General features: G+C 61.1%; 17 protein-coding genes. 9 read left to right on the top strand and 8 right to left on the bottom strand.

Annotation, left to right across the window (positions count from 1 at the left end; genetic code table 11):
• Positions 1 to 138: 138 nt before the first annotated feature.
• A complete protein-coding gene (locus J3P97_RS02700; protein WP_434602669.1) occupies positions 139 to 1047 on the bottom strand; it encodes a LysR family transcriptional regulator in 909 nt (302 codons plus the stop codon).
• Between the two features lie 179 nt (positions 1048 to 1226).
• Here J3P97_RS02700 and amaB point away from each other — a divergent pair, with 179 nt between their 5' ends.
• The 8 genes from amaB (at position 1227) to J3P97_RS02740 (ending at position 11229) form a co-directional block, all read left to right on the top strand.
• Positions 1227 to 2717 carry an L-piperidine-6-carboxylate dehydrogenase gene (amaB, locus tag J3P97_RS02705; RefSeq protein WP_434673413.1) on the top strand — a complete coding sequence of 497 codons (1491 nt, stop codon included), beginning with the start codon at positions 1227 to 1229 and terminating at the stop codon, positions 2715 to 2717.
• A 167-nt stretch (positions 2718 to 2884) separates the two neighbouring features.
• Positions 2885 to 4168 (top strand): L-pipecolate oxidase, encoded by a 1284-nt coding sequence (gene amaA, locus J3P97_RS02710; RefSeq protein WP_434626355.1) that lies wholly within the window; start codon positions 2885 to 2887, stop codon positions 4166 to 4168.
• 370 nt (positions 4169 to 4538) lie between these two features.
• On the top strand, positions 4539 to 5675 hold the full coding sequence (locus J3P97_RS02715; protein WP_434569984.1) for a branched-chain amino acid ABC transporter substrate-binding protein: 1137 nt from the start codon (positions 4539 to 4541) through the stop codon (positions 5673 to 5675).
• A 162-nt stretch (positions 5676 to 5837) separates the two neighbouring features.
• Positions 5838 to 6752 (top strand): ABC transporter permease subunit, encoded by a 915-nt coding sequence (locus J3P97_RS02720; protein WP_039592565.1) that lies wholly within the window; start codon positions 5838 to 5840, stop codon positions 6750 to 6752.
• A 2-nt stretch (positions 6753 to 6754) separates the two neighbouring features.
• Positions 6755 to 8035: a high-affinity branched-chain amino acid ABC transporter permease LivM gene (gene livM / locus J3P97_RS02725; RefSeq protein ID WP_434569983.1), complete on the top strand. Its 1281-nt coding sequence runs from the start codon at positions 6755 to 6757 to the stop codon at positions 8033 to 8035.
• The gene (locus tag J3P97_RS02730; RefSeq protein WP_434569982.1) at positions 8032 to 8904 is read left to right on the top strand and encodes an ABC transporter ATP-binding protein; all 873 of its coding nucleotides are present in this window, start codon (positions 8032 to 8034) and stop codon (positions 8902 to 8904) included. Before livM ends, J3P97_RS02730 begins: the two co-directional genes overlap by 4 nt.
• Positions 8901 to 9617 (top strand): ABC transporter ATP-binding protein, encoded by a 717-nt coding sequence (locus J3P97_RS02735; protein ID WP_305497148.1) that lies wholly within the window; start codon positions 8901 to 8903, stop codon positions 9615 to 9617. The genes J3P97_RS02730 and J3P97_RS02735 overlap by 4 nt, the downstream gene beginning before the upstream one ends.
• Before the next feature lie 847 nt (positions 9618 to 10464).
• Complete coding sequence (locus tag J3P97_RS02740; RefSeq protein ID WP_434569981.1) at positions 10465 to 11229, top strand: SDR family oxidoreductase; 765 nt, start codon at positions 10465 to 10467, stop codon at positions 11227 to 11229.
• 124 nt (positions 11230 to 11353) lie between these two features.
• Here J3P97_RS02740 and J3P97_RS02745 read toward each other — a convergent pair whose 3' ends face one another.
• From J3P97_RS02745 to J3P97_RS02775, 7 genes are all read right to left on the bottom strand, one after another.
• Positions 11354 to 12487 (bottom strand): AGE family epimerase/isomerase, encoded by a 1134-nt coding sequence (locus tag J3P97_RS02745; protein WP_434673414.1) that lies wholly within the window; start codon positions 12485 to 12487, stop codon positions 11354 to 11356.
• Between the two features lie 179 nt (positions 12488 to 12666).
• A complete protein-coding gene (locus J3P97_RS02750; protein ID WP_434673415.1) occupies positions 12667 to 13239 on the bottom strand; it encodes a HupE/UreJ family protein in 573 nt (190 codons plus the stop codon).
• Between the two features lie 30 nt (positions 13240 to 13269).
• A complete protein-coding gene (gene ureG / locus J3P97_RS02755; RefSeq protein WP_305497140.1) occupies positions 13270 to 13884 on the bottom strand; it encodes an urease accessory protein UreG in 615 nt (204 codons plus the stop codon).
• 9 nt (positions 13885 to 13893) lie between these two features.
• Positions 13894 to 14568 (bottom strand): urease accessory protein UreF, encoded by a 675-nt coding sequence (locus tag J3P97_RS02760; RefSeq protein ID WP_434673416.1) that lies wholly within the window; start codon positions 14566 to 14568, stop codon positions 13894 to 13896.
• Positions 14565 to 15065 (bottom strand): urease accessory protein UreE, encoded by a 501-nt coding sequence (gene ureE, locus J3P97_RS02765; protein WP_434673417.1) that lies wholly within the window; start codon positions 15063 to 15065, stop codon positions 14565 to 14567. Before ureE ends, J3P97_RS02760 begins: the two co-directional genes overlap by 4 nt.
• A gap of 276 nt (positions 15066 to 15341) precedes the next feature.
• Entirely contained in the window at positions 15342 to 15974 is a 633-nt protein-coding gene (locus J3P97_RS02770) for a TetR family transcriptional regulator (RefSeq protein WP_305497134.1), read from the bottom strand.
• Between the two features lie 156 nt (positions 15975 to 16130).
• A complete protein-coding gene (locus J3P97_RS02775; protein ID WP_434673418.1) occupies positions 16131 to 16640 on the bottom strand; it encodes a hypothetical protein in 510 nt (169 codons plus the stop codon).
• 388 nt (positions 16641 to 17028) lie between these two features.
• Between J3P97_RS02775 and J3P97_RS02780 the strand changes: the two genes are divergently transcribed.
• The gene (locus J3P97_RS02780; protein WP_434673419.1) at positions 17029 to 19098 is read left to right on the top strand and encodes an AsmA family protein; all 2070 of its coding nucleotides are present in this window, start codon (positions 17029 to 17031) and stop codon (positions 19096 to 19098) included.
• Positions 19099 to 19272 lie beyond the last annotated feature (174 nt).

Genomic DNA, 19272 nt, shown 5'->3' on the forward strand with positions numbered 1-19272 from the left:
TCCGCAGATCTTTTGTGGTGAGGGAGCTTGCTCCCGCTCGGCTGCGAAGCAGACGCAGAATTTTTCATCTGACAGATTTTTAGGGCCGCTGCGCAGCCCAGCGGGAGCAAGCTCCCTCGCCACGGGGGGCAACTGTCGCTATGGCGGCGCATCAGGGCTATCGATCTGCTCCAGCATCCATTCCACGAACATCCGCACCTTGGGCACCTCCGCCGAATGTTCCGGGTACGCCAGGTAATAGGCATTGGTGCTGGGCATTGCATGTTGCCAGGGAATGACCAGTTTGCCGTCGGCCAGTTCTTCTTCCACAAGGAATCTGGGCAGCAGTGCAACGCCGCAGCCGACCTGCGCGGCGCGGATGCACATGTAAAAAGTTTCGAAGCGCGGCCCGTGGTAGCTGTGTTCGGTGTGGTAGCCCTGGTCATCGAACCAGTCGTGCCAGGCCTGGGGGCGCGAGGCGTTTTGCAGCAGGACCAGATCGGCCAGTTGCGTCGGGTCGGTAAAAGGCTGGTCCGGCAGGCTGCCCGGTGCGCAGACGGGTACCAGTTCTTCACCGAACAGCTTCAAGGATTCAGTCCCGGGCCGTGAGGCCTGGCCGAAATAGAACGCCAGGTCGCTGCGTCCCTGCTGCAAGTCGTCGGCCTCCTGCTCGCTGCAGAGATCCAGATGAATGCTCGGATGGCGCAGGCGCCAGCCCTTGAGGCGTGGGACCAGCCAGCGGGCGCCGAAGGTCGGAGGCGTAGAGACTCGCAGGACTTCGGTGTCGCCACCGTAGGAACGCAGGTAATGGGTCGACATCTCTACCTGAGAAAGGATTTTTCGCACCTCCCCCAGATACAGATCCCCGGCGGGCGTCAGCTGCAAGCGTCGGCGAACGCGGCGAAACAGCAGGTGTTGCAGCAATTCTTCAAGCTGCGCGACCTGTTTGCTGACGGCGCTCTGGGTCAGGTTCAATTCTTCGGCGGCGCGGGTGAAGCTCAGGTGACGGGTCACCGCTTCGAAGCACTGCAGCGCCGTGATCGACGGCAAATAACGTTTATTGAGCATGACGGGGCCTTGGTTCTGGTCGCTCTGCTTGTCCTGTAATCAGGTCAGCATGAATAAACGGAATGATATCTCGCTTAAAGGTCGTTTGTTGGCAAGTCTCGGGCCAGCTACAACTACAGGTCTGATCAGCCGTGATTGCCCGGCTGCCACATCTTTGTCTTTCGCATGAGGAATTATCCATGGTTGCTGCATTGCTTGATCGTCTGGGCGTCAACCCGGCCCTGTACCAGAACGGCAAACAGCCCGTGCATTCGCCCATCGACGGCAGTCGCATCGGCGCGGTGAACTGGGAAGGCGCCGCTGAAGTCGAGCAACAGGTCAGCCGTGCCGAACATGCCTTCGATTTGTGGCGCAAGGTGCCGGCGCCCCGTCGCGGCGAACTGGTGCGTCAGTTTGGCGACCTGCTGCGTGAATACAAGGCCGACCTCGGCGAACTGGTGTCGTGGGAAGCCGGCAAGATCACCCAGGAAGGCCTGGGTGAAGTGCAGGAGATGATCGACATCTGTGATTTCGCCGTCGGTCTGTCCCGCCAGTTGTATGGCCTGACCATCGCCTCCGAGCGACCGGGCCATCACATGCGGGAAACCTGGCACCCGCTGGGGGTGGTCGGGGTGATCAGCGCCTTCAACTTCCCGGTGGCGGTGTGGGCCTGGAACACCACGCTGGCCTTGGTGTGCGGCAATTCGGTGATCTGGAAACCGTCGGAGAAAACCCCGCTGACTGCCCTGGCCTGCCAGGCATTGTTCGAGCGCGTACTGGAGAATTTCAGTGATGCGCCGCCGTACCTGAGCCAAGTGATCATCGGTGGCCGCGATGCCGGCGAAGCCTTGGTGGATGACCCGCGCGTGGCGTTGATCAGCGCCACCGGCAGCACCCGGATGGGGCGCGAAGTCGCACCGAAAGTCGCGGCGCGGTTTGCCCGCAGCATCCTCGAACTGGGTGGCAATAACGCCATGATCCTGGCCCCGAGCGCCGACCTGGACATGGCAGTGCGGGCGATCCTGTTCAGCGCCGTCGGCACCGCCGGCCAGCGCTGCACCACCCTGCGCCGTTTGATCGCCCATGAATCGGTGAAGGAGGAGATCGTCACCCGCCTCAAGGCCGCCTACTCGAAAGTGCGCATCGGTCATCCGCTGGAAGGCAACCTGGTAGGGCCGCTGATCGACAAGCAGAGCTTCGACAACATGCAGGATGCGCTGGAACAGGCGCTGAGCGAAGGCGGTCGGGTGTTTGGCGGCAAGCGCCAGCTCGAAGAACAGTTCCCGAACGCTTACTACGTTTCGCCGGCCATCGTCGAAATGCCGGAGCAAAGCGACGTGGTGCGCCACGAAACGTTCGCGCCGATCCTCTACGTGGTCGGTTACAAGGATTTTGCTGAAGCGCTGGATTTGAACAATTCCGTGCCCCAAGGCTTGTCGTCGTGCATCTTCACCACCGACGTGCGTGAGGCCGAGCAGTTCATGTCGGCGGTGGGCAGCGATTGCGGCATCGCCAACGTCAACATCGGCCCGAGCGGCGCGGAGATCGGCGGTGCCTTTGGTGGCGAAAAGGAAACCGGCGGCGGTCGTGAGTCCGGCTCCGATGCATGGCGCGGCTATATGCGTCGTCAGACCAATACTGTGAATTATTCGCTGGAACTGCCTTTGGCCCAGGGGATTACTTTCGACTGAGAACCGGTCAGCGAAAGCTCTCTGTGGAAATGGTCCCCCTGTGGGAGCGAGCCTGCTCGCGAAAGCGCCGGATCAGCCAATATGAAGGTTGGCAGATGAACCGCTTCGCGAGCAGGCTCGCTCCACATTGAATTCTGTGTTTGTTAGGTTTCTGTTGGAGTCTGGCAATGCCGTTACGCGAAGAATGTCTGTGGGAAAAGCTGACGCCACAACGGCCCGAAAACACCGTGCTCACAGGCGAGGTCACGGTAGATGTCTGCGTGATCGGCGCCGGTTTCACCGGTCTGTCAGCGGCGGTGCACTTGCTCGAGCAGGGCAAACGCGTGGCAGTGCTGGAAGCCCATCGGGCCGGACATGGCGGCTCGGGGCGTAACGTCGGGCTGGTGAACGCCGGCCTGTGGATCCCGCCGGATGATATCGAGGCCGGTTTTGGCGAGGCGGTGGGCAGCCAGCTCAACCGCATGCTCGGGGCCGCGCCGGCCTTGGTATTCAGCCTCGTCGACAAATACAACATCGATTGCCAGCTGCGCCGCGAAGGCACCCTGCATATGGCCCACAACGCCCGGGGCGAGGCGGACCTGCGCAGCCGCGAAGAACAATGGAAACGCCGTGGCGCGCCAGTGGAACTGCTGACCGGCCAAGCCTGTGCCGAGGCTACCGGCACCGACAGGATCGCCGCGGCATTGCTCGATCGCCGCGCCGGCACGCTCAACCCGATGGCCTACACCAGCGGGCTGGCCAAGGCCGCCAAGGACCTTGGCGGCCAGTTGTTCGATCATTCGCCGGTCACGCGCCTGGAACGCCAAGGCCAGCGCTGGTCAGTGCAGACTGCCCAGGGCTCGGTGCTGGCCGAGCAAGTCGTGATCGCGTCCAACGCCTATACCGAAGGCGACTGGACCGAACTGCGGCGCAATTTCTTTCCCGGATATTACTATCAGGTCGCTTCGGTCCCACTGACCGACGCGGCCGCCCACCGCATTCTGCCGGGCGGGCAAGGTTCCTGGGATACTCGCCAGGTACTGAGCAGCATTCGCCGGGACAAGGACGGGCGCTTGCTGCTCGGCAGCCTGGGCAATGGCAACCGTAAGCCAACCTGGTTTCTCAAGGCCTGGGCGGACCGGGTGCAGCAGCATTATTTCCCTTACCTCAAGCCTGTGGAGTGGGAGTGCACCTGGACCGGTTGCATCGCGTTCACGCCCGATCATCTGATGCGCCTGTTCGAGCCGGCGCCAGGCCTGGTGGCAGTCACCGGCTACAACGGTCGAGGCGTGACCACCGGCACCGTGGTCGGCAAGGCATTCGCCGATTATCTGTGCCACGGCGATGCCAAGGCATTGCCGATCCCTTTCGCGCCCATGCAACCCTTGGCCGGCGTGGGCCTGCGCAGTTGCCTGTATGAGGCGGGCTTTTCCCTGTATCACGCGGGCCAGTGCCTGCGGATCGTCATCTGATTGTTGAAAAGTGTTACGAGCAGCGGCGTTTTTCAACACAGCGGCTAGCCTGTTATGGTGCGGGCTGTAGCAGCCGCGCACCGGCAGTGTGCAGTTAGGTGACGCAGGTTGTTACACAGTGGTTGCACGCCGTTTCGTATGGCGGTTGCAATGATGGCTCATGGAGGGTTTCACCTACTTGTAAAATCGGTTGCACCTCGTCCGGTTTAGACGGTTGCACGCCCTGTGAAAAAGGGCCCGAAACAGTCGAAATAACAATAAAGCAGCGACTTTTATAAGAATAAAAAACCGATGGCACGGCCCTTGCTCTTAGCTTTTCAGTGAAGTGAAGTCGCAGTGCCAACTAAAAAAAACCTTGGAGCACCACCTCATGTCCCAGACGTTTTACAAGAAAGGCTTTCTGGCCCTCGCAGTGGCAGCTGCGCTGGGTGTTTCTGCGTTTGCCCAGGCTGATGTGAAATTTGGTGTGGCGGGGCCGATGACCGGCGCCAACGCCGCGTTTGGCGAGCAGTACATGAAAGGTGCGCAGGCCGCGGCCGATGTCATCAACAAGGCAGGTGGCGTCAATGGCGAGAAAATCGTTCTGGTCGCCGGTGACGATGCCTGCGAACCGAAGCAGGCCGTGGCCGTGGCCAACCGACTGGTTGACCAGGACAAAGTGATCGGCGTGGTCGGGCACTTCTGCTCGTCCAACACCATCCCGGCCTCCGAGGTCTATGACGAAGCAGGCATCATTGCCATCACCCCAGGCTCGACCAACCCGGCCGTTACCGAACGTGGCCTGAGCGCGATGTTCCGCATGTGTGGTCGTGACGACCAGCAAGGCATCGTGGCTGGCGACTACATCGTCGACGTGCTCAAGGGCAAGAAAGTCGTCGTTCTGCACGACAAGGACACCTACGGCCAAGGCCTGGCGGATGCTACCAAGGCACAACTGGCCAAGCGTGGCGTGACCCCTGTGTTGTACGAAGGCCTGACCCGTGGCGAAAAAGACTTCAGCGCCGTGGTGACCAAGATCCGTTCGGCCGGTGCCGACGTGGTCTACTTCGGCGGCCTGCACCCGGAAGCCGGCCCGCTGGTTCGCCAGCTGCGTGAGCAAGGCCTCAAGGACGTCAAGTTCATGTCCGACGATGGCATCGTCACCGATGAACTGGTCACTACCGCTGGTGGCGCGCAATACGTCGACGGCGTGTACATGACCTTCGGCGCCGACCCGCGCCTGCTGCCGGACAGCAAGGCCGTGGTGGATGCTTTCCGTGCCCAGGGCGTCGAGCCTGAGGGCTACACTCTGTACGCCTATGCCTCGGTGCAGGCACTGGCTGCCGGTTTCAATGGTGCCAAGTCCAACAAGGGCGAAGACGCCGCCAAGTGGCTGAAAGCCAACCCGGTGAAAACCGTCATGGGCGAAAAAGCCTGGGACTCCAAGGGAGACCTGAAAGTCTCCGACTATGTGGTCTACCAGTGGGACAAGGACGGCAAATACCACCAGTTGGAAAAACAGAAGTAAGGGCTGAAGCGACCGTCCAGGCCCTTCTGGAAGCCGGCCAAACTCCGGTTTCCAGAAGGTGCGCGCTGGTCGCGCCTGACATTGCTCCGACGTAAATCTGTATTTTCCTTAGAAGAGCCGCACGCCCTGGGTGTGCAGGTTCTCACTGCGTGAGATTGCGTTATGGATGGTATTTTCCTGCAGCAACTGATCAATGGCCTGACCCTCGGGTCGGTCTATGGTCTGATCGCCATCGGCTACACAATGGTCTATGGCATCATCGGCATGATCAACTTCGCCCACGGCGAGGTTTACATGATTTCCGCTTACCTCGCGGCAATCAGTCTGGCTCTGCTGGCTTACTTCGGTATCGAATCCTTTCCGCTGATGATCCTTGGCACTCTGGTGTTCACGATCGTGGTCACCGGGGTATACGGCTGGGTCATCGAACGCGTCGCCTACAAACCCCTGCGCAACTCCACCCGACTGGCACCGCTGATCAGCGCCATCGGCATCTCGCTGATCCTGCAGAACTACGCGCAGATCAGCCAGGGCGCCCGCCAACAGGGTGTGCCGACACTGCTCGAAGGCGCCATGCGCGTCGATATCGGTACCGGCTTCGTGCAGCTCACCTACACCAAGATATTCATCCTGATTGCCGCATTCGCCGGCATGGCGCTGCTGACCTACATCATCAAATACACCAAGCTCGGCCGCATGTGCCGTGCCACCCAGCAAGACCGCAAGATGGCCTCCATCCTTGGCATCAACACCGACCGGGTGATTTCCTACGTGTTCATCATCGGTGCGGCCATGGCGGCCCTGGCCGGTGTGCTGATTACCATGAACTACGGCACCTTCGACTTCTATGCCGGCTTCATCATCGGCATCAAGGCGTTCACCGCGGCGGTACTCGGCGGCATCGGCTCCCTGCCTGGGGCAATGCTCGGCGGGATCATCCTCGGGATCTCCGAGTCGCTGTTCGCCGGTCTGATCAACTCCGACTACAAAGACGTGTTCAGTTTCTCGCTGCTGGTGCTGATTCTGATTTTCCGTCCCCAAGGCCTGTTGGGTCGCCCACTCGTGGCGAAGGTATAAGTATGTCTGCTGCCAATAAACCGCTTGATATCAAAAAGAGCGTCATCGACGCGATCCTGGCCGGCCTGATCTCGCTGATCGTGTTCGGGCCGATCGTCGGCGTAGTGCTCGACGGCTACAGCTTCAACCTGCAACCGGCCCGCGTCGGCTGGCTGGTGGCGATCGTGATGGTCGGGCGCTTTGCCCTGAGCCTGTTCTTGCAAACCCCGAAGGGGCTGAAGATCCTCCAGGGGTTCGAGAGCACCGGTTCCGGCGTGCATGTGCTGCCACCCGACTACAAATCGCGGCTGCGCTGGATCATCCCGGCCCTGATCGTGATTGCCATCGTGTTCCCGTTCTTCGCTAACAAGTACGTGCTTACCGTAGTGATCCTCGGGCTGATCTACGTGCTGCTGGGCCTGGGCCTGAACATTGTGGTCGGCCTGGCCGGGTTGCTCGATCTGGGTTACGTGGCGTTCTACGCCATCGGCGCCTACGGCCTGGCGCTGGGTTACCAATACTTGGGGCTGGGTTTCTGGACCGTGCTGCCGCTGGCGGCCATCGCAGCGGCGATGGCGGGGTGTATTTTAGGATTCCCCGTGTTACGAATGCACGGTGACTACCTGGCCATCGTGACCCTGGGTTTCGGCGAGATCATCCGGCTGGTGCTGAACAACTGGTTGTCGTTCACTGGCGGGCCGAATGGCATGCCGGTTCCTGCGCCAACCTTCCTGGGCCTGGAGTTCGGCAGGCGAGCGAAGGACGGCGGGGTGCCGTTCCATGAGTTCTTCGGCATCGACTACAACCCCAACATCAAATTCCTGTTCATCTACATCGTGTTGTTCATCACCGTACTGCTGGTGCTCTACGTCAAGCATCGCCTGACCCGCATGCCGGTCGGCCGCGCCTGGGAGGCCCTGCGCGAGGACGAGATCGCCTGTCGCTCCATGGGCTTGAACCATGTGCTGGTCAAGCTTTCCGCGTTCACTATCGGTGCTTCCACCGCTGGCCTGGCAGGTGTGTTCTTCGCCAGTTACCAGGGTTTCGTCAATCCGTCCTCGTTCACCTTCTTCGAGTCGGCGTTGATCCTGGCAATCGTGGTGCTGGGTGGCATGGGCTCGACGGTTGGCGTGGTGATCGCGGCATTCGTGCTCACCGTGGCGCCGGAGCTGCTGCGCAGTTTCTCCGAGTACCGCGTGCTGCTGTTCGGCGTGTTGATGGTATTGATGATGATCTGGCGCCCACGCGGCCTGATCCGCATCAGCCGTACCGGTGTGACGCCGCGCAAGGGGGTAGCGCCATGAGCGAAGTCGTACTCAAAGTCGAAAACCTGATGATGCAGTTCGGTGGCATCAAGGCCCTCAGCGACGTCAGCCTGCAAGTCAAGCGCAACTCGATCTTCGCCCTGATCGGCCCCAACGGCGCGGGCAAGACCACGGTGTTCAACTGCCTGACCGGTTTTTACAAGGCTTCGGGCGGCAAGATCGAACTCAACGTGCGTGGCGAGCAGACCAACGTGATCAAGTTGTTGGGCGAAGCGTTCCGCCCGACGGACTTTGTCTCGCCAAAGTCTTTCGCCAGCCGGCTGTACTACAAGATGTTCGGCGGCACCCACCTGGTAAACCGCGCCGGCCTGGCGCGAACGTTCCAGAACATTCGCCTGTTCAAGGAAATGTCGGTGCTGGAAAACCTGCTGGTGGCCCAGCACATGTGGGTCAATCGCAGCCTGGTGGCGGGCATCCTAAATACCAAGGGGTATCGCCAGGCTGAAAGCGATGCCCTGGACCACGCTTTCTACTGGCTGGAAGTTGTGGACCTGGTGGACTGTGCCAACCGCCTGGCTGGTGAGCTTTCCTACGGCCAGCAGCGCCGCCTGGAAATCGCTCGGGCGATGTGCACGCGTCCGCAGATCATCTGCCTCGACGAACCGGCCGCCGGCCTCAATCCCCAGGAAACCGAAGCGCTGAGCGCGATGATCCGGCTGCTGCGCGACGAGCACGATCTGACCGTGGTGCTGATCGAACACGACATGGGCATGGTGATGAGTATTTCCGATCACATCGTAGTGCTGGACCACGGCAACGTGATTGCCGAGGGCGGTCCCGAGGCGATTCGCAACGATCCGAAGGTGATCGCGGCTTATCTGGGCGCCGATGAAGAGGAATTGGTATGAGTGGGCCTATCCTCGAACTCAAGGAGCTAGACGTGTTCTACGGGCCGATCCAGGCCCTGAAGAAAGTCTCGATGCACATCGGCGAAGGCGAAACCGTGAGCCTGATCGGCTCCAACGGTGCCGGCAAGTCCACGCTGCTGATGTCGATCTTCGGCCAGCCCCGCGCTGCGGGTGGGCAGATCATCTACCAGGGCGTGGACATCACCCACAAGTCGTCGCACTACATCGCCTCCAACGGCATCGCTCAATCGCCGGAAGGGCGCCGGGTGTTCCCCGACATGACCGTTGAGGAAAACCTGCTGATGGGCACCATTCCTATCGGTGACAAATACGCCAGCGAAGACATGCAGCGCATGTTCGAGCTGTTCCCGCGGCTCAAGGAGCGCCGCAACCAGCGAGCCATGACCATGTCCGGCGGCGAGCAGCAAATGCTCGCCATCGCCCGGGCCTTGATGAGCCGGCCGAAGTTGTTGCTGCTCGACGAGCCGAGCCTGGGGCTGGCGCCGATCGTGGTGAAGCAGATCTTCGCCACCCTGCGGGAGCTGGCGTCCACCGGCATGACTATCTTCCTGGTGGAGCAGAACGCCAACCACGCGCTCAAGCTGTCGGACCGGGCCTACGTGATGGTCAACGGAGAAATCCGCCTGACCGGCAGCGGCAAGGAACTGCTCGCCAACGAAGAGGTGCGCAACGCGTATCTTGGCGGGCATTGAGGCGGCAGATGTAATGAAAAAAACCGGCGAGTGATCGCCGGTTTTTTTATCTCTCCAAACCACCATCGTCCCCTGTGGGAGCGAGCCTGCTCGCGAATGCGCCGGATCAGTTGTCGCTCATGTATTTGACTCGCCGCCTTCGCGAGCAGGCTCGCTCCCACAGGGGGATATATACAGTTTTCAGAATTGTGGACAACAATCTCGAAGCCCTGCGAAACCGCGACATAAAGTCGCCGCAAACAGTTGTTTTGTCACGGTTTTGACTTGTCCCCGTTTGCTGTGGAACTGGCTGTGGGTAACGTGGGTGTACTTGGCTGGAGCCCTTTGATTACGAGGCTTTCAGCGAGGTGAGCGTTTTTTGATCAGGCAGTTTTGGTCATTCGGAAGTGGCAGTTGTCAACAGTTTTTTGAGCGTCATAGGCGTTCGGAAAACGGTGAGCAAGCCTGTGGATAAGTCTGTGACTAAACTCTGGAAAGACCGCGCTGAGCAGCGTCGTTGCTGGCTTGGCGCCATCGTCTATCTAGACTCGGCTTATAGCAGATAACTTCTGCTGCACAAGCTCAGTTGGTGGGTCAAGCGAAAAAAATTTCCAAATGTCCCGCAAAGCCTTATACACAGCGGCTTCCGGTGTTCGTACTTGCCCCCGATTATTGTGGACGTGCCTGTGGATAAGATGCGCGCAACCCGCTGCAGCCCTTGTTTGGCAAGGCCTGGGCTCGATTGGTTGTTCTATGAGCAGCCGTGCAGGCAAAAACGCGTCCTCAAGCCTTGCCCACGGCGTGTCAGGGCGGGCATGCTGTGGGCCGATTTCCATTAATGGCTTGAAGCCCAAGCAAGGAGAACACGATGTCCGACACCCTGTTTATCACCGGCGCTACGTCCGGTTTTGGTGAAGCCTGTGCCCGTCGTTTTGCCGAGGCCGGTTGGAAACTGGTGCTGACCGGTCGTCGTGAAGAGCGCCTCAGCGCCCTCTGTGCCGAGTTATCGAAGCAGACCGAGGTCCATGGCCTGGTTCTGGACGTGCGTGATCGCAAGGCAATGGAAGAGGCCATCGCCAGCCTGCCGCCTTCGTTCGCCAAATTGCGTGGGCTGATCAATAACGCCGGCCTGGCCCTGGGCGTCGACCCCGCGCCCAAGTGCGACCTCGATGACTGGGACACCATGGTCGACACCAATGTCAAGGGCCTGATCTACAGCACTCGCCTGCTGTTGCCGCGGCTGATTGCCCATGGCCGTGGCGCCGGGATCGTCAACCTGGGCTCCATCGCCGGCAACTACCCATATCCGGGCAGTCACGTGTATGGCGCGAGCAAGGCTTTCGTCAAACAGTTCTCGCTGAACCTGCGCTGTGACCTGCAGGGCACCGGCGTGCGGGTGAGCAATATCGAGCCGGGGCTGTGCGAGAGCGAATTTTCCCTGGTGCGCTTCGGTGGTGACCAGGAGCGCTACAACGCGACTTACGCCGGCGCCGAGCCGATCCAGCCGCAGGACATCGCCGACACCATTTTCTGGGTGCTCAACACCCCGGCGCACATCAACATCAACAGCCTGGAGCTGATGCCGGTGAGCCAGACCTGGGCCGGCTTCGCCATCGAGCGCAACAAGGCCTGACAGGGTTCTGGAGATGAGCTTTTGTGGCGAGGGAGCTTGCTCCCGCTGGGCCGCGTAGCGGCCCAAAAAAGCTCACGACTGCTTCGCAGCCGAGCGGGAGCAAGCTCCCTCGCCACAGGGGGGATCAGGCCAGATATTCGGCCAGCCCGCGATAGCAGGTCAGCAGGTGATAAGGCGTAGTGGACGGCATGTCCCGGCGGCTGATATTGCCGTTGGCATCAAGGCATTCGTTCCAGCCCAAGGGGTGCAGGAAATGTTGCTGCAACGCCCGTAGCTGGCGCAGCAACGTCCCTTCGCTGCCAGGGCGCAACGTGAGTGCCCGCAGGTATTCCGCCTGGGCCCAGATGCGTGGGGTTGCATCGCGCGGAGCCGTCTGCGGCTCCAAGGCCAGCATGGCGCAAACGCCAGCGGTATCCGGATCGACGCCTTGTTGTTCGGTATCGCCGAAGCTGCGTTCCAGGGCCAGGTGCAGTTTGCCGCCACGCAACAAGGGCGATGAGGCCAGCAGGAAATACCACTCGAACTGATGCCCCGGCTCGAACCAGTTATCCACAGCCTTGAGCGGTTTCTCCATCATGACTTGTCGCTGCGGATCAACGAAGCACTTGAACATCCCCTCGCACAGGCTCAGCAACGCTTGGCGAACAGCGGTATCGTCGCGAACCGCAAGGGTCGCGAGAAAAGCTTCCGCCAGATGCATCAGCGGGTTCTGCAGCGGGCCGGTCTCGGCTGTCGACCAGTCGCGGCCGAGGCTGGCTTCGTAGAGACCGTCGCCAGTGGCGAAGCGTCGCGCGATGATTTCCAGGGCCGCGTTGAGCACCGACTCCACCAGCGGTTCGCGAACCTTGCCCCAGTAGTGGGCGCAGGCGAACAGGATGAAGGCGTGGGTGTACAGATCCTTGCCGGTATCCAGCGGTATCCCCTGCGGGTCGATGCTGTAGAACCAGCCGCCATGTTCGGCATCGTGGAAGTGCCGTTGCAGCGAGCGAAACAGCGCGGCGGCCCGTTCCTCGGCCTGCGGCACTTCGCCGATCAGGCTGGCGAACACATACAACTGCCGCGCACAGGCCATGGCGCGATAACGCTGGGGCGGCAGCGGCTTGTGCTGGGTATCCAGGGACTCGTAGGGCAACGCCAGCTCGGCATTCCAGCCCGGACCTTGCCACATCGGCACGATCACATCGTGAAACTGCTGATGCACCGTGGCGAACAGCGTGGTCAATTCGGGTAGAAAGGCGGAGCGGGAGGCTTCAGGCATTGGCGGACGTCGTCACGGCGGGGGCGTTTGCGCGACATGGTAGCAGAGTGGCAGGTTCTGGCGATGCGGTGCCTGTCAGGCCGCTTTCGCGAGCAGGCTCGCTCCCACATGGACTGTGGACGCCAATCCATGTGGGAGCGAGCCTGCTCGCGAAGAGGTTTTGAATAAAACAGAAAAGGTCAGCTGGCCAACAACCAGACCCCAGCCGCCGCCGAAGCAGCCCCGGCCAACCTGATCACCGGCGCCGCCGCGCGTGGCAACACACGAACCAGCGCGAAGCCCGTGCCATGCAGCGCCGCCGTTGCGGCGACGAACCCCACCGCATAGGCCCACGGACTCGACATGTCCGGCAGCTCCAAGCCATGGGCCACGCCATGGAACAGCGCAAATATCGCGGTCGCACCGACTGCCAGGCTTAGCGGCGGACGCACCGCCAGGGCCACCGCCAGGCCAAGAGCGAGCACCGAGGCGGCGATGCCGCTTTCCAGCGCAGGCAGGTCCAGGCCTTCGAAGCCCAGCAAACCACCGAGCAGCATCGTCCCGACGAAAGTGCATGGCAATGCCCGGCGCGCGGCGCCTTGTTGTTGGGCCGCCCACAAGCCGACCGCCAACATCGCGAGCAGATGGTCGAGCCCGCCGATGGGGTGGCCCAGGCCGGCGATCAGGCCATTATCGCCGTGACCGGGATGGGCGAAGGCCAGAGCTGGGGTCAGCAGCAAGGCGAGGGTTCCGAGGATACGTTTGAATGTCATGGATAAGCTTCCTTGTTCGAATGGGGAAAGTCACGCCGCGCTCAGCAGGCCCTGGCGCTCGATGAAGGCGATGATGTCGTCCAGGCCCTGGCCAGTCTTCTGGTTGCTGAACACGAAGGGCTTGCCGTTGCGCATCCGCTGGGTATCGCTGTTCATCAGTTCCAGGGAGGCACCCACCAGTGGCGCCAGGTCAATCTTGTTGATCACCAGCAGGTCGGATTTGCAGATGCCCGGCCCGCCCTTGCGCGGTAGCTTGTCGCCAGCCGATACGTCGATCACGTAGATGGTCAGGTCCGACAGCTCGGGGCTGAAGGTCGCGGACAGGTTGTCGCCACCGGACTCGACCAGGATCAGGTCGAGGCCCGGGAAGCGCCGGTTCAACTGGTCCACCGCTTCAAGGTTGATCGAGGCGTCTTCGCGAATCGCCGTGTGCGGGCACCCACCGGTTTCCACGCCGATGATCCGCTCCGGCGCCAGGGCTTCGTTGCGCACCAGGAAATCAGCGTCTTCACGGGTGTAGATATCGTTGGTGACCACGGCCAGGTTGTAGCGCTCGCGCAAGGCCAGGCAGAGAGCCAGGGTCAGTGCGGTCTTGCCGGAGCCTACCGGGCCGCCAATACCGACGCGCAAAGGTTGTGTATTCATGTGTCTCTCCTAGGAACGGAACAGGCGGCTGTACTGGCGCTCATGGGCCATGCACGCCAGGGACAGGCCAAACGTGGCGCTGCCGTAATGGTCGGGGTCGATGTTCGAGGCGATCTGCTGGGCCTGTTGCAGCAACGGCAGCAGTTCGCTGGTCAACCTCTGCGCGGCTTGCTGGCCCAACGGTAGGGTTTTCATCAGCACCGCCAGTTGGTTTTCCAGCCAGCTCCACAACCAGGCGGCGAGGGCATCCTCGGGCTTGATGCCCCAGGCACGGGCCGCCAGGGCCCAGCCCAACGCCAGGTGTGGTTCGCTACGCTGTTCAAGGAAGCTGCGTGCGGCGCTGTCGAGCTCCGGCAGGCCCGCCAGCAATTGTTGCAGCGAGTAGCCCATCTGTCGGCTCTCCTGGTACAGCTCGCGGGTTTCCCGACTGGCACGGTGTTGTTCACAGAGTTCCAGCAGCGCGTGCCAATCGTCGGCAGCGGCCGCCGTGCAATGAGCCAGGAGCAAGGGCGCTTCGAAACGCGCCAGGTTCAGTAGCATCTGATCGCTGATCCAGCGGCGCGCGTCGTCCGGCGTCTTGACCTGGCCGTTGTCCACAGCCATTTCCAGGCCCTGGGAGTAGCTGTAGCCGCCAATCGGCAGTTGCGGACTGGCCAGGCGCAGCAGTGCCCATGCCGGGTTCATGAACGCACGCCGAACTGGTGCAGGCGCGGTGCGTAATTGAAATCTTCGTCGCCGTGCCGGGAATGATGATGGCCGCCGCCATAAGCGCCGTGTTCCGGCTGGAACGGCGCTTCAATGAATTCGGCGCTGGCGCCCAGTTGCTCAAGCATCGCCTTGAGCACGTAATCATCCAGCAGGCGCAACCAGCCATCGCCCACCTGCAGGGCAACGTGGCGATTGCCCAAGTGGTAGGCAGCACGGGTCAGTTCGAACGCATTGGCGCAGGTAACGTGGAGCAATTGTTCAGGGCGGGCGCAGACACGCACGATGCGCCCATCTTCGGCCTGAAGGCATTCACCGTCGTACAGCGGCGGCTGGCCTCGCTCCAAGAACAATCCCACGTCTTCACCCTCGGCACTGAAACAGCGCAGACGGCTTTTGCTGCGGGCGTCAAAGGTCAGGTGCAGCTCGGCGTCCCAGCGCGGTTGAGTGTCGATTCTGCGGTGGATAACCAGCATCGGAGTGCTTCCAGCAATAAACGGTGCTGTGTTTAGAGCAAGGGGCTTGCCAATCGAAGGGGATGTAGGAAATGGCGGGGATGGCGTTCCTGGATGGGGCGGGCTTCGTGCCGTTATGGTGCGCTTCGGGAAAACTCGCACCACTTTGAATCGCACGCGAGACATTGTGGGAGCGAGCCTGCTCGCGAAGCGGTGCATCAGGAAAATCAATGCTGGCTGACCCGGCGCTTTCGCGAGCAGGCTCGCTCCCACATGGAGGGTTGGGGGGGCAGGCAGTTACTCGGTGCTACCCAACCCGTGCCAATGCTTGAGGCCGATGAAGATGAACCGTAGTTGCTGGGTAATCTTCGCCTGGGGGGTGAGATGTTCGGGAAGCGCTTTGGCGGGCGGGTCGATGATGTCCGGCAGGGTGGCGAAGACACTCTTGACGACGAGGTCGGCCATCACGCTCAGTCCCGCAAGGTCCAGGTGTTGCAACTTGGGCATCAATGCCAGGTCGGCAGCCAGGTCCGAGCTGATGTCTTCGCGCAGCTTCGCGATGGCCTGGCGTACCGGCAGGGAGCCGCCGTACTGCTCGCGGGCCAGGAACAGAAACTGCGATCGGTTGGCATGCACCACGTCGAGAAAAATCCGCACAGACGCATCAATGATGCCGCCCATGACAAATTCGTTGTGGCGCACCAGCCGGATGGTTTCGCGAAACGTCTGCCCGACTTCGCTGACGAGCGCCAGGCCAAGCTGGTCCATGTCGTCGAAATGTCGATAGAACCCGGTGGGTACGATGCCGGCTGTCTTGGCGACTTCGCGCAGGCTCAGGCTGCCGAATCCCCTGCCGCACTCCATCAAATGGCGCGCTGCATCCATCAGGGCATTTCGGGTCTGTTGTTTCTGTTCGGCGCGGGGAAGCATTGCAGGGCTGACTTCCAGGTCATGGGAGCGATGCACTCTAGCAAATCGTCTTTGGCGGCGTCGAACGGTAGGGACGGATCAGTCGGGAAAACGAGGGGCTTGAAAAGTCAAAAGCCCGATTCAGGGTATCGGGCTTTTTTTCGGGCCACCATGGGCTCAGCTCACTGCACTGTTGCGTTCGATTACGCGGTCACCACCGCCTTCGGCAAGGGTCTGGCCTTGTGGAGTGCGATCGGAACCGTCAGCGGCCAGGGTTTCGCCCAGTGGGGTACGGTCGGAACCGTCCGCGGCCAGGCTTTCGCCCAGTGGGGTGCGGTCGGAGCCGTCGGCCGCCAGGGTCTGGCCTTGTGGGGTGCGGTCGGAGCCGTCGGCCGCCAGGGTCTGGCCTTGTGGGGTGCGGTCGGAGCCGTCGGCCGCCAGGGTCTGGCCTTGTGGGGTGCGGTCGGAGCCGTCAGCCGCCAGGGTCTGGCCTTGTGGGGTGCGGTCGGAACCACCTTCGACCAGGCCTTTTTCTTCCAGGCGGTCACGGCCACCTTCGGCTACGGTCTGGCTATAGACAGAATGGCTGTCCTTGACTTGCGGCGTGGCCTGTTCGGAAGCTGGCAAGGCGAAAGCGGTAGAGGCCAGCAGGGAAAGGGAAAGACTCATCAGTAGTTGGCGTTTCATGATCGTTGCTCCTCGAGAGGGCTGAAAAGTGGGTACGAGGGCAATGCTACTCTCGATAAGTCGATATAAAAGTTCATAAACACAATGGTAATAATCAACGGAATTGATTGTTCTGCGGGAAGGCTCTAGAACGGGCCTTTCAGAGGGGCGGTTTTGCCCTGGAGTGGGTAGTTTGTACCCACTCGCGCCCCGCAAAAGTGCGGGCGCGGTAACAGGTAGCTGTCGAAACGGTCAGGTTCCGAGGCGTTTTTTCGTGCCGGTCATCGCGCTTGGTGGTAAACCTGTCGGCCGTTTCGGCAGTCCAATCGTTTATCGGCAGTGAGCCAGTAGCGGTTCGCCTTGCCTCAGGCGTCGCGGTCCGCACGCCAAATTGTCAGGAGCCTTGTGCATGACGCGCACCTCAAAAATTTTCGCCTGGGGCTTTGCCTGCCTCATCGCACTGCTGGCCGCGCTTGTGCTGGTCATCGCTTTCTTCGACTGGAACCGCCTCAAGCCCACGCTCAACGCGAAGGTTTCCGAGGAGTTGCATCGTCCATTCGCAATCAATGGCAACCTGGCGGTGATCTGGCAGCGCGAACCGCAGGAAGGCGGCTGGCGCGCCTTTGTGCCATGGCCCCATGTCGTGGCCGAAGATTTGAGCCTGGGAAACCCGGACTGGTCGAAAACCTCGCAAATGGTCACGCTCAAGCGCGTCGAGCTACGTATTTCGCCCTTGGCCCTGTTGGCCCGGCGGGTGGCGATCCCGCGCATCGACCTGACCGGACCCAACGCCAGCCTGCAGCGCCTGGCTGATGGGCGCGCCAACTGGACCTTCCAGTTCGATCCGAAGGACCCGGATGCCGAACCGTCCAGTTGGTCGGTCGATATCGGTGCCATCGGCTTTGACAAGGGGCATGTCACGCTGGATGACCAGACGCTCAAGACCAGGCTCGAGGTGTTGATCGACCCGTTGGGCAAACCCATTCCGTTCAGCGATATCGTCGGTGAGAAGACTGCGAACAAAGCCCGGGAACAAGGTGCGGCACCACAGGACTACGCCTTTGCCTTCAAGGCTGACGGGCAGTATCAGGGACAGAACCTGAGCGGCTCTGGCAAGGTCGGTGGCTTGCTGGCCTTGCAGGATCCATCGCAACCCTTTCCCCTGCAGGCCCAGGCGAAGATTGCCGACACCCGCATCGAGCTGGCCGGCACGCTTACCGACCCGAAGAACCTTGGTGCCCTGGACCTGCGTCTGAAACTGGCCGGTAAAAGCCTGGCCAATCTTTACCCGTTGACTGGCGTGACGCTGCCGGATTCGCCGCCCTATGCCACCGATGGTCGCCTGATCGCCAAGCTTCACGAACCGGAGGGGGCGCAGTTCCGCTACGAGGCGTTCAACGGCAAGATTGGCGAAAGCGATATTCATGGCGACCTGGCTTATGTTTCCAGCCAGCCGAGACCGAAACTCACTGGCGCGCTGGTATCCGATCAGCTGTTGTTCAGCGACCTGGCGCCGCTTATCGGCGCCGACTCCAACACGCAACAGAAGGCTCGCGGCGGTGCCAGCAAACAACCGTCCGACAAGGTCTTGCCGGTGGAAGAATTCCGTACTGAGCGCTGGAGCGTAATGGATGCCGACGTGGAGTTCACCGGCAAGCGCATCGTCCACAGCGAGCAGTTGCCCTTCACCGACCTCTACACTCATTTGCTGCTGAACAATGGCCAGTTGAGTCTTGAACCCTTGCGCTTTGGCGTGGCCGGTGGCCGTCTCGATGCGCAGATTCGCCTCAATGGACAGACTCGGCCCCTCGAAGGCCAGGCGAAACTAACCGCGCGAGGCTTCAAGCTCAAGCAGCTTTTTCCGGGTTTCGAACCGATGAAAACCAGTTTCGGCGAGCTCAATGGCGATGCCGATCTGTCCGGCCGAGGTAATTCGGTAGCGGCGTTGCTGGGCACCGCCAATGGCAACTTGAAGATGCTCATCAACGACGGTGCTATCAGTCGGGAGTTGATGGAGCTGGCAGGGTTGAACGTTGGCAACTATGTGGTAGGAAAAATCTTCGGCGACAAGGAAGTGAAGATCAATTGCGCGGCGGCTGATTTCGGCATCAAGACCGGTCTGGCGACCACTCGCCTGTTTGTATTCGATACCGAGAACGCGATCATCTATATCGATGGCACGGCGAATATGGCCACTGAACAACTGGACCTGACTGTTACGCCGGAGTCCAAGGGCTGGCGATTGATTTCCCTGCGTTCGCCGCTGTACGTACGAGGCACCTTCGCCAAGCCCGCCGCCGGGGTGAAGGCCGTGCCGCTGATGTTGCGTGGGGCCGGAATGGTCGCGCTGGGTGTCATCGCCGCGCCGGCCGCGGGGTTGCTCGCGTTGGTCGCTCCCAGCGGCGGTGAGCCCAACCAATGTGCACCGCTGCTCGAACAGATGAAGGCCGGCAAGGCGCCGAAGACGGTAAAGGACTGATCGCGTTTGCGAAGTGGGCGGATGTTTGCTGGGTAGCAGAAAGTTAATGGGCTGTTTGTTCTATTAGTTTCTGAGTGGGTGAGTGTTATTGGTCGAATTGTAACGCCGTCTTGGTTTTTAACGAATCGGACAGGGTTGCATGCGGCCGCTTGGATGGTGGTAATAAGCGGTCAT

It is taken from the genome of Pseudomonas sp. R1-15 (assembly GCF_051132085.1).
Taxonomy (GTDB): Bacteria; Pseudomonadota; Gammaproteobacteria; order Pseudomonadales; family Pseudomonadaceae; genus Aquipseudomonas.